The organism is Thauera aromatica K172 (assembly GCF_003030465.1).
In the GTDB taxonomy this organism is placed as follows: domain Bacteria; phylum Pseudomonadota; class Gammaproteobacteria; order Burkholderiales; family Rhodocyclaceae; genus Thauera; species Thauera aromatica.
Map to the genome: position 1 here is coordinate 1,892,285 of NZ_CP028339.1, position 13,505 is coordinate 1,905,789.

The window sequence follows — 13,505 nt, forward strand, 5'->3', positions numbered from 1 at the left end:
ATTTTCACAAACTCTCAGCGTACGCCGAGCAGGGTGCGGGATGCGCCGAAGGTGTCGCCGTCGCCGAGCAGGCGGCGTGCGCCGTTGAAGCGCTGCGACCAGTAGCGCGAGGCGATGTTCTCCACCCGGACTTCGCCCCCCGAAGACGGCGCATGGACGAAGCGGCCGTCGCCCAGGTAGATGCCGACGTGGGAAAAGGTGCGGCGCATCGTGTTGAAGAACACGAGATCGCCGGGCTTGAGTTCCTGGCGGCCGATGCGGTCGCCCAGCGCGGCCATTTCGCGGGCCGTGCGCGGCAGGTCGAGGCCGACCGCATTGCGGAACGCGTTCAGCACCAAACCGCTGCAGTCGAGCCCGGTCGAGGGCGAAGTGCCGCCGAAGCGGTAGCGGATGCCGAGGTAGGAGAGCGCTTCATCGACGAGCTGCTCGGCGGCCGTGGTGTATTCATCCAGCGCCGAAACTGCGGTGGCCGCATCCTGGGTCGCCGGGCTGGCCTGGCTCGCGTGGGCGGCGGGAGGCAGCAAGAGTGCGAGGGCGAGGAGGAGGGGGCGGAAAAACATTTCGCGGAATATACGCAAGCGTTTCAGGGATGTAAATGAAAAAAGGGGCCCCGAAAGAAGTTTTCTGAACGGTTCTTCAGCGCCCCGGCCGGCGGCCTTTGGCCGGAGCATTCAGAGGCTCCACTTCTGCCGGGAAGCCCGCTCGATGTCCGCGAGCGCCCGCGGGGTCGCTGCGCCGAGGGTCAGCGCGCGCGCCTGGGCAGCGAGCAGGAGCTGGGCGATCGCCCAGGCGTCACCCAGGGCATGGTGGCGCTGAAAGGTTTCGATGCCGAAGCTGTTCATCCAGTCGGCGAGGCGGGCCGGGCGCACGAACCGGTCCTGGAACAGGGCGGGCAGGACGAAGTAGAGATCGATCCACGGCAACTCGGGAGTGATCCCGAGATGGGCCTGGAGGGCACGCTCGAGCATGCTGCGGTTGAAGCCGGCATTGAATGCGACCAGCGGCGAGTTGCCGAAGAGGCCGAACAGGCCTGCCAGGGCATCGGCCGGCGCGGGCTCGAGCGGCGCATAGTAGGCGTCCTGGGAGTGAATCAGCCCGCCATCGACCGCCAGCCCACCGATCGCCAGCAGGCGGTCGGAAGCGAGGTCGAGTCCGGTCGCCTCGGTGTTGACGACCGCATAGCGGGTCTCGAAGTGTGGGCGGTCGAGTTCGGGCGCAGGCAGTTGCCGCCATTGCCTGAGCTGCGCTTGTGCCTGCGCGCTCAGGGGCGGGTGGTCGCCGCGCGCGACGATCAGACGCGACAGCCAGCTCACAGCTGATAGTCCAGCTTGAGCCGCAGTTGCAGCTTGCGCGCCTGGCGGAACGCTTCCTTCAGGATGCGGCGGTCGAGCTCGTTGAGGGTGTCGGGGTCGATGCGGTTGTCGCCCGGTGCGTCGTGCTCGGTTTCGAGGTGCTGGGCGCGCAGGCGCAGCAGCTGGATGAAGTGGAAACCGTCGATGATCGCCGCCACCTCCTCGGTGCTGACGCCCATCTTCATGCTGGCCTGGCGCAGGCGCTGCACCGTGCTGCTGGAGTCGACCCCGGTGCGCAGCGCGAGGATGCGCGCGACATCGACAAACAGGCGCGCGCCGGATTTCTTGAGATCGATGCAGCCGTCGTCCTCGAGGACGAAATCGCGGATCCGCCCGAGCGGCGGCATCACCTGCAAGGCGTTGACCGCCATCATTCGCAGGAAGGCGGAATTGCCCTTGACCGTCTTGTTGAGCCAGCTGCGTAGCTGATCGCCGAGATGTTCGTTGCCGTACAGGACGCGGAAATCGAAGAAGATCGAAGCATTGAGCAGGGCCTGGGGGTCGGGCTCGCGAATCCAGGCGCCGAAGCGCGATTTCCATTCCGCGGGGGTCAGGCACAGCTCGGGGTTGCTGGCCATGATGTTGCCCTTGCACAGGGGAAAGCCACAGGCGGCCAGATTGTGGTTGACCGTCCCGGCGAACGCGATCAGGCGCCGCCGGATCGGTTCGCCGTCCTGGCGCTCGGGGCAGCGCCAGATGATGCCGTTGTCCTGGTCGGTGGACAGCGTCTGCTCGTGCCGGCCTTCCGAACCGAACGCGATCCAGCCGTAGTCGATGCCGACCAGATCGTGTTCTTCGAGGGCCAGGCCGATGATGCGCCGGGTCAGGGCGTCGTTGAGCGCGGAGATGAACTGGGTGAGCTGTTCGGCGCCGATGCCCTGGGCGATCAGGTTGAGCGCGAGCTGGCGGATGTCCCTGCTCGCGCGTTGCAGCGCCGCGATGTCGGCGGCGTTCTCGATGCCGGCGCGGATCTGGCGCAGGCTGATGCGCTGCAGGGCGAACAAATCGCGCTCGGACACCACGCCCTTGAGCCGGTTTTCGGTGTCCACGACCAGCAGATGACGCACGCCATGGGTCGCCATCTCGAGTGCCGCATCGTAGGCCGAAGCGGTGGCGGCGAGCTGATGGGGGTTGGCGGTCATCAGTTCGCCGATCGGGCGGGACAGGTCGAATCCGGCCAGGATCACCCGCGGCAGCAGGTCGCTCTGGGTGAGGATGCCGACCGGATGGCGCTCGTCATCGACGACGACCATGCATCCGAGGCGCTGCAGCTCCATCTGTTCGAGTGCGCTGCGGGTCGATGTCTCCGGCGTGACGAACACCGGCGCCTTCTTGACCAGCTGGCCGAGCGGCGTGGTCATGGTCTGCTGTTCGGCGGCACGCTGGGCGAAGGTGGTCTGCAGCTGCTGGCGGGACTGGGTCAGCAGGCTGGCGATGTACTGGGTGCAGAAGAGGTGGAACACCGGGCTCATCTGCATCAGCTGGAGGAACTCGTCGGCGCCGATCTGGTAGCAGAAACTGTCTTCGGCCGCGGTGTAGGCGTTGGTCGAGGGGCGGCGTGCCGAGATTGCGCCGATCGGAAAGCATTCACCCGGCCCCAGGGACAGGCTGGCGTATTCGGTGACGACGGCGGCGCCGGTCTGGCGTGCCTGTACCTTGCCCCGCTGGACGATGTAGAAGTGCCTCGGAACGCCCATTTCTGGCGTCAGGATATCGGTGCCGCGCGGGTGGAAGGCGAGCACGGCATGCCCGGCGAGAAAGGCCAGCGCTTCGGCCTCCATGCGGTTGAACGGGGAGAAGTTGCGCAGGAAATCCGTGCTCGCACCGACCAGCAGGTCGGTGGCAAGAGCGCCCGCCGGCTGGTCGGCGTTCACAGGACTTCGGCCGCATGGTCGGCCAGGCGTGAGCGCTCGCCGCGCTGCAGGGTGATATGGCCGGAATGGGCCCAGCCCTTGAAACGGTCGACGACGAAAGTCAGGCCGGACGAACCTTCGGTCAGATAAGGGGTGTCGATCTGGGCGATGTTGCCCATGCACACCACCTTGGTACCGGGGCCGGCGCGGGTGATGAGCGTTTTCATCTGTTTCGGCGTGAGGTTCTGCGCTTCGTCGATGATCAGGAACTTGTTCAGGAAAGTGCGCCCGCGCATGAAGTTCAGGCTCTTGATCTTGATCCGGCTGCGGATCAGGTCGCGCGTGGCGGCCCGCCCCCAGTCGCCGCCTTCGCCGGTGGTGCCGTTGAGCACGTCGAGGTTGTCTTCGAGCGCCCCCATCCACGGCGCCATCTTTTCTTCCTCGGTGCCGGGCAGGAAGCCGATGTCCTCGCCCACCGGGACGGTGACGCGGGTCATGATGACTTCGCTGTAGCGTTTCGACTCCAGCGTCTGGGTCAGTCCGGCGGCGAGCGTCAGCAGGGTCTTGCCGGTGCCGGCCTGGCCGAGCAGGGTGACGAAGTCGATCTCCGGGTTCATCAGCAGGTTCAGTGCACAGTTCTGCTCGCGGTTGCGCGCGGTGATTCCCCACACGTTGTTCTTGCTGTGGCTGTAATCGACCAGGGTCTCCAGCACCACGCTGCGCCCGTCCTTTTCCTTCACCCAGGCCTGCAGCGGGTTGTCGCCGTCCTGGAAAACGAACTCGTTGACCAGCAGGTCGGGGGTGAGCGGGCCGCTGAGCCGGTAATAGGTGCGGCCTTCCTCCTTCCACGACTCCATGCCGCGGCCGTGGGTGTCCCAGAAGTCGGCCGGCAGTTCGAGGGTGCCCGAGTACAGCAGGTCGCTGTCCTCGAGGACCTTGTCGTTGAAGTAATCCTGCGCGGCAAGGCCGAGGGCGCGGGCCTTGATGCGCATGTTGATGTCCTTGGAGACGAGGATCACCTCGCGCCCGGGGTGCTTGTCGACCAGATGCATCACCACAGCGAGGATCTGGTTGTCGCCGCGCGCAGTGGGCAGGGCCGCGGGCAGGCGCACGTCGATCGCTTCGGTCTGCAGATGCAGGCGGCCGCTGGCCTGGCCGTGGGAGAGGGTTCCGAGCGCGATTCCGTTCTCGATGCCGTCGACGGCCGAACTGACGATCTCGTCGAGCATGCGGCTGGCCTGGCGGGTGTTGCGGGCGACTTCGCTGGTGCCCTTCTTGTTGTTGTCCAGTTCCTCCAGCGTCATGATCGGCACGTAGAGGTCGTGTTCCTCGAAGCGGAACAGGCTGGTGGGGTCGTGCATCAGCACGTTGGTGTCGAGCACGAAGAGCTTGCAGGGGGGGAGCTTCCTGTTCGCGCTGCGCTTCGGTGTCGAAGCGCTCGCGGAAGTCGGGGCGGGGGCGGTCTTGCGGGTCGCGGGCATGTCGGAGCGGTCCGGTGAGGCAGCCGGGGCTGCGGAAACAGGGAATGCGGTTACAGCGCCTGCGCGGCGGCGAGCACTTCCTCGGCATGGCCGGGCACTTTCACGCCGCGCCACTCGCGGGCGATCTTGCCTTCGGCGTCGATCAGGAAGGTGCTGCGTTCGATGCCGCGTACCTGCTTGCCGTACATGTTCTTCAGCTTCATCACGCCGAAGGCCTCGCAGGCCGTTTCCTCTGGGTCGGAAATCAGTTCGAAGGGCAGTTCGAGCTTGGCCTTGAAATTCTCGTGGCTTTTCAGGCTGTCGCGGCTGACGCCGAACACCGTGCATCCCGCGGCGCTGAAGGCGGCGTGGAGACTGCCGAAATCGCGGGTTTCATTGGTGCAGCCCGGAGTATTGTCCTTGGGATAAAAGTAGATCACCAGCTTGCGCCCGCGCAGTGCGGACAGGGTGACGGTGTTGCCGCCGGTGGCGGAAAGGCTGAAATCGGGGGCGGGAGTCGTGCTCAAGTCCGGTCTCTCCTGCGTAGTTATCCTGCGTGGCCTCGGCCGCCGGATTGCCATGCGGGGCGATTTACCCGCAGTGGCAAGGGCGAGGGGGCGAGGGCGAACTCGGTCCGTGGCCAGAGTAGCCGAAGCGCGTGCGAGCTGACAATGCCCGGCGCCGTGCAGCCGTGGGCGGTGCGTGTGCAGGGGCGGCGATGGGGGCGTCACGCGGCTCGTTCGTGGAGCAGCGCCAAGGCTACGGTACGGCCTTCGCCGGCGAGAATGTTGTAGGTGCGGCAGGCCGCGGCGAAGTCCATGAACTCGAAGCCGATGCGCGCTTCGACCAGCGGGCGCAGCAGCGGCGGCGGCGGGAAGCGCTGGCGGCGGCCGGTGCCGACGATCAGGATCTGTGCGCCGAGCCCGGCGGCCTCGGCCAGATCGGCCTCGGTGAGGCCGGCCAGGTCGCCGCCGGCCGCCGGCGCCCAGCCGGTGACGATGCGGTTGGCCGTGAGCAGCAGGTTGCCCTCGTAGCGTTCCTTGTCGATCATCACATGATCGTCGCCGTAACCGGTGACGACGTGGGTGTTGGTGTGGCTGTCGAGATAGAGCTTCATGGCGTGGGTTCGGTCGGTCGGAAAAAGGCCCGGCGGAAAAAATGAATGGAGCGTGCGAGGCAGCGCGGCGTGGAAGAGGGGAAGAGAAGGAAGTGTGGAAAAGGGGAGAGGGGACGGTTCAAAGTGACGATTCAAGGTGAAATTGCCGCAGTGCGGCAGCGGGGCTAAGATAACAACCTTTTGCGGCATGGGGAAAACCTTGCCGCCCTTCATTTTCCATCACGCAGGAAAGGCGATCATGAAAGCGGTGAAGACACTCGAGCTCGCAACGGTATCCCCGGAACCGGAGATCATTGCCGAAGCGGGCGCCGCCGCGAGTCGTCCGATCCGCAAGTCGGCCAAGCTCGCCGAGGTCTGCTACGACATCCGCGGCCCGGTGCTGACCCGCGCCAAGCAGATGGAAGACGAAGGGCACAAGATCATCAAGCTCAACATCGGCAACCTCGCCGCCTTCGGCTTCGATTCGCCCGAAGAAATCCAGATGGACATGATCCGTAACCTGCCCAACGCGGCGGGTTACTCGGATTCGAAAGGAATCTTCGCCGCGCGCAAGGCGGTGATGCACTACACCCAGGAAAAGGGCATCAAGGGCGTCGATATCGAGGACATCTACATCGGCAACGGCGTCTCCGAGCTGATCGTGATGGCGATGAACGCGCTCCTCGACGCCGGTGACGAAGTGCTCGTGCCGGCGCCCGACTACCCGCTGTGGACCGCGGCGGTGAGCCTCTCCGGGGGCAAGCCAGTGCATTACCTGTGCGACGAAACCCGTGACTGGATGCCCGACCTGGCCGACATGCGCGCGAGGATCACGCCCAATACCCGCGCCATCGTCATCATCAACCCGAACAATCCGACCGGGGCGGTGTATCCGGACGCGGTGCTCAAGGAGATCGTCGCCCTCGCGCGCGAGCACGACCTCATCCTGTACGCCGACGAGGTCTACGACAAGGTGCTCTACGACGGCGTTGAGCACACCTCGCTGGGGGCGCTGTCGGGCGACGTGCTGACCATCCTCTTCAACGGCTTGTCGAAAAATTACCGCTCCTGCGGTTACCGTGCCGGCTGGATGGTGGTGTGCGGCGACAAGCGTCGCGCCCACGACTACATCGAAGGCCTCAACATGCTCGCTTCGATGCGCCTGTGCGCCAACGTCCCCGGCCAGTACGCGATCCAGACCGCGCTCGGGGGCTACCAGAGCATCGACGACCTGGTCGCCGAAGGCGGGCGCATGCGCCGCCAGCGCGATCTGGCGTGGGAACTGATCACCCGCATTCCGGGGGTCAGCTGCGTCAAGCCCAAGGCCACGCTGTACATGTTCCCGCGCCTCGACCCCAAGGTATATCCGATCGAGGACGATCAGGCCTTCATCGCCGAACTGCTCGAGGAGGAGCGCGTGCTGCTGGTGCAGGGCTCGGGCTTCAACTGGCCGCATCCGGACCACTTCCGCCTGGTCTTCCTGCCGCACGAGGACGACCTGCGCGACGCCATCGAGCGCGTGGCGCGCTTTCTCGAACACTATCGCAAGCGCCACGGCAGCTGAGCGCCCGAGGAAGCGGCTTTGCCGTTTCCGCCCCCTTCGGGGGCAGGAAAACCCGGGGTGGCCCGGCGTTTTCTCGACCGGCGAAGGCCCGGGGCGCGCGTTTCCACTCCACTTCCTTCTGAAACCACGGAATTCACTGCATGAAACCGATCAATGTTGGCCTGCTGGGCATCGGTACCGTCGGCGGCGGCACCTTCACCGTTCTCAAACGCAACGCCGAGGAAATCACCCGTCGCGCCGGGCGCCCGATCCGCATCACCACGGTGGCCGACAAGAACCTCGAACTCGCGCGCCGGGTTACCGGTGGCGACGTGAAACTCTCCGATGACGCTTTCGCGGTAGTTGCCGACCCCGAGATCGACATCGTCGTCGAGCTGATCGGCGGCTACGGCGTCGCCCGCGAGCTGGTGATGAAGGCTATCGAAAACGGCAAGCACGTGGTCACCGCCAACAAGGCGCTGCTCGCGGTGCATGGCAACGAGATCTTCGCCGCGGCGCAGAAGAAGGGCGTGATGGTGGCCTTCGAAGCCGCGGTTGCCGGCGGCATCCCGATCATCAAGGCGCTGCGCGAGGGCTTGTCGGCGAACCGCATCGAATGGCTGGCCGGCATCATCAACGGCACGACCAATTTCATCCTCTCTGAGATGCGCGACAAGGGCCTGCCCTTCGCCGAAGTGCTGAAAGAGGCGCAGGCGCTGGGTTACGCCGAAGCCGACCCGACCTTCGACATTGAGGGCGTCGATGCCGCGCACAAGGCGACGATCATGAGCGCGATCGCCTTCGGCATTCCGATGCAGTTCGACAAGGCCTACATCGAAGGCATCAGCAAACTCGACGCGGTCGACATCGCCTACGCCGAACAGCTCGGCTACCGCATCAAGCTGCTGGGTATCGCGCGCCGGCGCGACGAGGGCATCGAGCTGCGCGTGCATCCGACGCTGATCCCGGCGAAGCGCCTGATCGCCAACGTTGAAGGGGCAATGAACGCGGTGCTGGTCCAGGCCGACGCGGTCGGTGCGACTCTGTACTATGGCAAGGGTGCCGGCGCCGAACCGACTGCCTCGGCGGTGATCGCCGACCTCGTCGACGTCACCCGCCTGCACACCGCCGATCCCGAGCACCGCGTGCCGCATCTGGCGTTCCAACCCGACCAGGTGCAGGACATCCCGGTGCTGCCGATCGAGGAGGTGGTCACCTCCTACTACCTGCGCATGCACGTCGAGGACAAGCCCGGCGTGCTCGCCGACATCACCCGCATCCTCGCCGACAGCGGCATCTCGATCGAGGCCCTGATCCAGAAGGAAGCTGCCGAGGGCGAGTCGCACACCGACATCATCCTGCTCACCCACCAGACGGTGGAAGGCAAGGCCAACGCGGCGATCGTCCGCATCGAGGCGCTGCCGGTGGTGCAGGGCAGGGTCACCCGCCTGCGCATGGAAAGCCTTTGAGCGCGTATCGCCGAGCGGGACGATACCGCTGCGACCGGAGCCGTGCCTGAGGGCGCGGCCTTGCGATCTCCGGCGCGCTGCCGGGGCAGCCGCGCCACAGGCCGGACTTTGAATGGAAACCGTGCGATGAGCATTACGATCGACCAGCTTTTCATCGGCCGCGTCCAGCCCATGCTGCCCGAGGGAGGACCGACCGGAATCTACAAGGCGGCGGTTGCCGGCCGGGTGATGCTCACCTCCAGCGGGCTGGAGGGGGACGAGCAGGGCGACCTGCGCCATCACGGCGGGCCGCACAAGGCGCTGCATCACTACCCGGTGGAGCATTACGTCCTGCTTGCCGAAGAGTGGCCGCACTGCGCAGGGCTCGCCGGTGCCGGCGTGCTGGGCGAGAACATCAGCACCCGCGGGCTCACCGAGCATGACGTTTTCATCGGCGACATCTACCGCATCGGCGAGGCGCGGGTGCAGCTCAGCCAGCCGCGCTCGCCGTGCTGGAAGATCGACCGCCGCCTGGGCGCGGACAAGGCCTCGCGCTTTGTCGAGGCCGCCGGCATCACCGGCTGGTATTACCGCGTGCTCACGCCCGGCACGATCGCCGCCGGTGACCGGATCGAGCTCGAGGAGCGTCCGAACCCCTGGCTGAGCGTGGCGCATTACTGGGACAGCATCACCGCACACCGCCCCGATCCGGCCCTTTTCCGCCGCATCGCCGAAGCTCCCGGGCTCGCTCCGGACAAGGCCGAGCGCTGCCGCGACCGCGCGGCATGGCTGGAACAGAACGGAGCCTGAGCGGACCGCGCTCGTGCAGGAAGGGGTATGCTCTTCAAGCTGGCCGTTTTCATCGGCATCCTGATCGTCATCACCGTGCTCGGCATGCGCGCCTATGCGGCGTCGATTCGCGGTTTCGAGGCACGGCTGGCGCAGGATGTGCGCTTGCCCGAGGATGCCGGGCCAGGCTGAGCCCCAACCAAGGAGGAGAGATCATGCCGGATCACGTGTATAAGCTCGTCGAAATCGTCGGTTCGTCCCGTGAAGGAACGGACGCGGCGATCCGCAATGCGATTGAAACCGCGGCCCAGTCGATCCGCCACATCGACTGGTTCGAAGTGGTCGGAACGCGCGGCCACATCGTCGATGGCAAGGTCGCGCATTTCCAGGTCACGCTGAAGGTCGGTTTCCGTCTCGAAACGGACTGATTGTCTGCCGGGGCGGTCCGAAGGGGCGGCGAGTTCGATAGAATCCGGAGTTTGCGCTCCGGCGCGTGCATCGATAACGTCATCCTCGAGGACTGCTTCGTGAAGTATATTTCCACCCGCGGCCATGCCGGCCAGCCCGCCAACCCCGAGTTCTGCGACATCCTGCTCGGCGGACTGGCGCCCGACGGCGGGCTTTATCTACCCGAAACCTATCCGCAGGTGACGCGCGCCGAGCTCGATGCCTGGCGCGGGCTGTCCTATGCGGAGCTCGCCTTCGCCATCCTGTCGAAGTTCATCACCGACATTCCGCCGGCCGACCTGAAGGCGATCTGCGACAAGACCTACACCGCCGAGGTCTACTGCCATGTGCGTGAGGGTGACCGTGCGGCCGACATCACGCCGGTGCACTGGCTCGAAGAAGGCCGCCTCGGCCTGCTCGAACTATCCAATGGTCCCACGCTCGCCTTCAAGGACATGGCGATGCAGTTGCTCGGCAACCTGTTCGAGTACGTGCTGGCCAAGCGCGGTGAAACCATCAACATCCTCGGCGCGACTTCGGGCGACACCGGCTCGGCGGCCGAGTACGCGATGCGCGGCAAGCATGGGGTGCGCGTGTTCATGCTCTCGCCGCACGGGCTGATGAGCCCTTTCCAGCGGGCGCAGATGTACTCGCTCCAGGACGACAACATCTTCAATATCGCCGTCAGCGGCATGTTCGACGACGCTCAGGACATCGTCAAAGCGGTCTCCAACGACCACGCGTTCAAGGCGAAGTACAAGATCGGCGCGGTCAACTCGATCAACTGGGCGCGGGTCGCGGCGCAGATCGTGTATTACTTCAAGGGTTATTTCGCGGCCACCGCGAGCAACGACGAGCAGGTCGCCTTCTGCGTGCCCTCGGGCAACTTCGGCAACATCTGCGCCGGCCACATCGCGCGCCGGATGGGCCTGCCGGTGGCGAAGCTGATCCTCGCCACCAACGAGAACGACGTCCTCGACGAGTTCTTCCGCACCGGGGTCTACCGTCCGCGCAAGGCCGCCGAGACCCATGTGACTTCGAGCCCGTCGATGGACATCTCGAAGGCATCGAACTTCGAGCGCTTCGTCTTCGATCTGGTCGGCCGCGACCCGCAGAAAGTTTCCGCGCTGTGGGCCGAGGTGGATGCCGGGCGTGCCTTCGATCTGTCGGCGTCGCCCGAATTCGCCGCCATCGCCGAGTTTGGTTTCGTTTCCGGCGCCAGCAGCCACACCGACCGCCTGGCGACGATCCGCAAGGTCTTCGACCAGTACGGGGTGATGATCGACACCCACACCGCCGACGCGCTCAAGGTGGCCTGGCAGCAAGAGGGCGCGATTCCCGCCGGAGTCCCGGTGCTGGTGCTGGAAACCGCGCTGGCGGTGAAGTTCGCCGAAACCATTCGCGAGGCGCTGGGGCGCGAACCGGAGCGCCCGGCGGATCTCGACGGCATCGAGAGCCTGCCCCAGCGCGTCGAGGTGATGGCGCCGGACACGGACGCGGTCAAGCGCTTCATCGTCGACCGCGTCGGCGCCTGACGACCCGGGCCGGCGCAAGCGTGCCGGCCGAGCCGTTCCCGCCCTGCCGCCGGCCCGGAGAAAACTCAGCGCGCCTGTTCGGGCAGCACGATATTGACTTCGAGCACCTCGAAGTTGTCCTGCTTGTCGAGCTGGACCTTGATGTCGTCGGGCGCGACCGCGACATACTTTGAAATCACCTCGATCAGCTCGCGCTGCAGCGCGGGCAGGAAGTCGATGGTCGGGCTGCCGCTCGCGCGTTCGTGGGCGATCAGCAGGGAGAGGCGGTTCTTCGCGATTTCCGCGGTCTTCTTCTTTTCGCCGAACAGGCGGGTGAGCAGGGACATCTCACTTGCCTCCGAACAGGCGCTTGATCAGGCCGGGTTTCTCGTAGCTGACGAAGCGCAGCGGGCACTCCTCGCCGAGGAAGCGGCTGACGACGTCGGCGTAAGCCTCGGCGACGTCCGTGCCTTTGAGATGGATCGCCGGGGTGCCCTGGTTGGAGGCGTGCAGCACCGACTCGGATTCGGGGATGACGCCGATCAGCGGCACTCGCAGCAGTTCCTGCACGTCCTTGTAGGAGAGCATTTCGCCTTCTTCGACGCGCTTGGCCGAGTAGCGGGTGAGCAGCAGGTGCTCCTTGACCGGCTCGCCGCCATCGCGGGCACGCTTCGATTTGGACTGCAGGATGCCGAGGATGCGGTCGGAGTCGCGCACCGAGGAGACTTCGGGGTTGGTGGTGACGATCGCCTCGTCGGCGAAAGTCAGCGCCATCACCGCCCCGCGCTCGATGCCTGCGGGGGAATCGCACACCACGTACTCGAAGCCCAGGTGCTCGAGTTCTTCGAGCACTTTCTCGACGCCTTCCTCGGTCAGGGCATCCTTGTCGCGCGTCTGCGAGGCGGGCAGGATGAAGAGGTTTTCGCAGTGCTTGTCCTTGATCAGGGCCTGGTTGAGGCGGGCCTCGCCGTTGACGACGTTGACCAGGTCGTAGACTACACGACGTTCGCAGCCCATGATCAGGTCGAGGTTGCGCAGACCGACGTCGAAATCAATGACTGCGGTCTTGAAGCCGCGCAGCGCCAGTCCCGAGGCGAAGGCCGCACTGGTGGTGGTTTTTCCGACGCCACCCTTGCCGGACGTTACGACGATGACTCTCACGGTTTCCCCTTGTGCGTGATCTGTGCTGGCCGCTCAGCCGAGCTTGAGCGCTTCGATGTTGAGTGTGTGTTCGGCGCCGGCCAGCCGCACCAGGGCGGGTTTGCCGGCGAAGTCTTCGGCAATGCCGGACTCGAAGGTGCGATAGACGCCGGCGATCGAGACGAGCTCGGGGCCGAAGTCGCTTGTCAGGATGCGTGCCGCCTGCTCGCCCTGGGCACCGGCAATGGCACGCCCGCGCAACGGGCCGTAGCAGTGGATGCTGCCGTCGGCAATGACTTCGGCCCCGGGACTGACGCCGCCGAGAAGTACGAGGTCGGTGCCGCGGGCGTAGACCTGCTGCCCGGAACGCAGCGGGCGATCGACGAACATCGTCAGCGGAGCCGAGGTCGGCGCCGGAGGAGCGGTCGTGGCGGGGGCCGCGGCGGCAGGCGCGGGCGCGGGTTTCGCCGCCGGGGCCGTGGTGGAAGCAGGGCGCTCATGTCCCGGTCGGGCGGAGAATTGTGCGGCATCGAGCAGGGCGAGCCCGGCCTGACGGGCACTGGCGCAATGAGCTTCGGCGAGCCGGGTGATTCCGATCGGCTGGAGGCGATAGCGCCGCAGCAAGGATTGCAGGCCGGCCCAGTCGATGCGGTCCGGCAGTTCGCGGAGAGTGCCGCAATCGAGGATCACGGGTTCGCCGTTGAAGAAGTCCGGCATGCCGCCGAGCATCTTGTGCAGCGCGTCGGCGAGCGCGGCGGGTTCGGCTATTTGTAGTACGGCGACGGTTGCGCCCAGGGTCGTGTTGCGGAACTCGATCGGACGGGCGGGCGCGTTAGCGGACATGGACGGAAAGGGCTTTAAGT

15 protein-coding genes are annotated in these 13,505 nt (G+C 65.9%); 6 read left to right on the forward strand and 9 right to left on the reverse strand.

The genetic code is table 11. The features are described 5' to 3' along the window. Nucleotides 1-14 precede the first annotated feature (14 nt). The 6 genes from Tharo_RS08965 to Tharo_RS08990 form a co-directional block, all read right to left on the reverse strand. Complete coding sequence (locus Tharo_RS08965) at nt 15-560, reverse strand: C40 family peptidase (protein WP_107220897.1); 546 nt, start codon at nt 558-560, stop codon at nt 15-17. A gap of 111 nt (nt 561-671) precedes the next feature. Beyond that, nucleotides 672-1,313: a 3'-5' exonuclease gene (locus Tharo_RS08970; RefSeq protein ID WP_107220898.1), complete on the reverse strand. Its 642-nt coding sequence runs from the start codon at nt 1,311-1,313 to the stop codon at nt 672-674. Then, nucleotides 1,310-3,226, reverse strand: coding sequence for a DUF294 nucleotidyltransferase-like domain-containing protein (locus Tharo_RS08975; RefSeq protein ID WP_107220899.1), 1,917 nt, complete (start codon nt 3,224-3,226; stop codon nt 1,310-1,312). The genes Tharo_RS08970 and Tharo_RS08975 overlap by 4 nt, the downstream gene beginning before the upstream one ends. Beyond that, the gene (locus tag Tharo_RS08980; RefSeq protein WP_211309585.1) at nt 3,223-4,686 is read right to left on the reverse strand and encodes a PhoH family protein; all 1,464 of its coding nucleotides are present in this window, start codon (nt 4,684-4,686) and stop codon (nt 3,223-3,225) included. The genes Tharo_RS08975 and Tharo_RS08980 overlap by 4 nt, the downstream gene beginning before the upstream one ends. A 50-nt stretch (nt 4,687-4,736) precedes the next feature. Then, entirely contained in the window at nt 4,737-5,192 is a 456-nt protein-coding gene (locus tag Tharo_RS08985) for a peroxiredoxin (RefSeq protein ID WP_107220900.1), read from the reverse strand. 200 nt (nt 5,193-5,392) lie between these two features. After that, on the reverse strand, nt 5,393-5,782 hold the full coding sequence (locus Tharo_RS08990) for an Mth938-like domain-containing protein (protein WP_107220901.1): 390 nt from the start codon (nt 5,780-5,782) through the stop codon (nt 5,393-5,395). Between the two features lie 238 nt (nt 5,783-6,020). Between Tharo_RS08990 and Tharo_RS08995 the strand changes: the two genes are divergently transcribed. The 6 genes from Tharo_RS08995 (at nt 6,021) to thrC (ending at nt 11,523) form a co-directional block, all read left to right on the forward strand. Continuing rightward, a complete protein-coding gene (locus tag Tharo_RS08995) occupies nt 6,021-7,325 on the forward strand; it encodes a pyridoxal phosphate-dependent aminotransferase (protein ID WP_107220902.1) in 1,305 nt (434 codons plus the stop codon). 140 nt (nt 7,326-7,465) lie between these two features. After that, nucleotides 7,466-8,773, forward strand: a complete 1,308-nt coding sequence (locus tag Tharo_RS09000) for a homoserine dehydrogenase (RefSeq protein WP_107220903.1) — start codon at nt 7,466-7,468, stop codon at nt 8,771-8,773. A 126-nt stretch (nt 8,774-8,899) separates the two neighbouring features. Beyond that, complete coding sequence (locus Tharo_RS09005) at nt 8,900-9,562, forward strand: MOSC domain-containing protein (protein WP_107220904.1); 663 nt, start codon at nt 8,900-8,902, stop codon at nt 9,560-9,562. Nucleotides 9,563-9,589: 27 nt separating this feature from the next. Continuing rightward, nucleotides 9,590-9,733 (forward strand): hypothetical protein, encoded by a 144-nt coding sequence (locus Tharo_RS17665; protein ID WP_170110015.1) that lies wholly within the window; start codon nt 9,590-9,592, stop codon nt 9,731-9,733. A gap of 23 nt (nt 9,734-9,756) precedes the next feature. After that, nucleotides 9,757-9,969: a dodecin gene (locus tag Tharo_RS09010; protein WP_107220905.1), complete on the forward strand. Its 213-nt coding sequence runs from the start codon at nt 9,757-9,759 to the stop codon at nt 9,967-9,969. A gap of 99 nt (nt 9,970-10,068) precedes the next feature. After that, on the forward strand, nt 10,069-11,523 hold the full coding sequence (gene thrC / locus Tharo_RS09015; RefSeq protein WP_107222373.1) for a threonine synthase: 1,455 nt from the start codon (nt 10,069-10,071) through the stop codon (nt 11,521-11,523). Between the two features lie 65 nt (nt 11,524-11,588). Here thrC and minE read toward each other — a convergent pair whose 3' ends face one another. The 3 genes from minE to minC are packed head-to-tail and all read right to left on the reverse strand — an operon-like array spanning nt 11,589 to nt 13,485. Next, nucleotides 11,589-11,849 carry a cell division topological specificity factor MinE gene (minE, locus tag Tharo_RS09020; RefSeq protein ID WP_107220906.1) on the reverse strand — a complete coding sequence of 87 codons (261 nt, stop codon included), beginning with the start codon at nt 11,847-11,849 and terminating at the stop codon, nt 11,589-11,591. A 1-nt stretch (nt 11,850) separates the two neighbouring features. Further along, the gene (gene minD, locus Tharo_RS09025; RefSeq protein WP_107220907.1) at nt 11,851-12,663 is read right to left on the reverse strand and encodes a septum site-determining protein MinD; all 813 of its coding nucleotides are present in this window, start codon (nt 12,661-12,663) and stop codon (nt 11,851-11,853) included. A gap of 33 nt (nt 12,664-12,696) precedes the next feature. Further along, nucleotides 12,697-13,485, reverse strand: a complete 789-nt coding sequence (gene minC / locus Tharo_RS09030; protein WP_107220908.1) for a septum site-determining protein MinC — start codon at nt 13,483-13,485, stop codon at nt 12,697-12,699. Nucleotides 13,486-13,505 lie beyond the last annotated feature (20 nt).

Bases quoted from the DNA above. Each gene is read 5' to 3' on its own strand.
- minE (WP_107220906.1), bottom strand. From the start codon at position 11,849: ATGTCCCTGCTCACCCGCCTGTTCGGCGAAAAGAAGAAGACCGCGGAA.
- Tharo_RS17665 (WP_170110015.1), top strand. From the start codon at position 9,590: ATGCTCTTCAAGCTGGCCGTTTTCATCGGCATCCTGATCGTCATCACC.
- Tharo_RS08965 (WP_107220897.1), bottom strand. From the start codon at position 560: ATGTTTTTCCGCCCCCTCCTCCTCGCCCTCGCACTCTTGCTGCCTCCC.
- Tharo_RS08990 (WP_107220901.1), bottom strand. From the start codon at position 5,782: ATGAAGCTCTATCTCGACAGCCACACCAACACCCACGTCGTCACCGGT.
- Tharo_RS08995 (WP_107220902.1), top strand. From the start codon at position 6,021: ATGAAAGCGGTGAAGACACTCGAGCTCGCAACGGTATCCCCGGAACCG.
- Tharo_RS09005 (WP_107220904.1), top strand. From the start codon at position 8,900: ATGAGCATTACGATCGACCAGCTTTTCATCGGCCGCGTCCAGCCCATG.
- Tharo_RS09010 (WP_107220905.1), top strand. From the start codon at position 9,757: ATGCCGGATCACGTGTATAAGCTCGTCGAAATCGTCGGTTCGTCCCGT.
- Tharo_RS08980 (WP_211309585.1), bottom strand. From the start codon at position 4,686: ATGCCCGCGACCCGCAAGACCGCCCCCGCCCCGACTTCCGCGAGCGCT.
- minC (WP_107220908.1), bottom strand. From the start codon at position 13,485: ATGTCCGCTAACGCGCCCGCCCGTCCGATCGAGTTCCGCAACACGACC.
- Tharo_RS09000 (WP_107220903.1), top strand. From the start codon at position 7,466: ATGAAACCGATCAATGTTGGCCTGCTGGGCATCGGTACCGTCGGCGGC.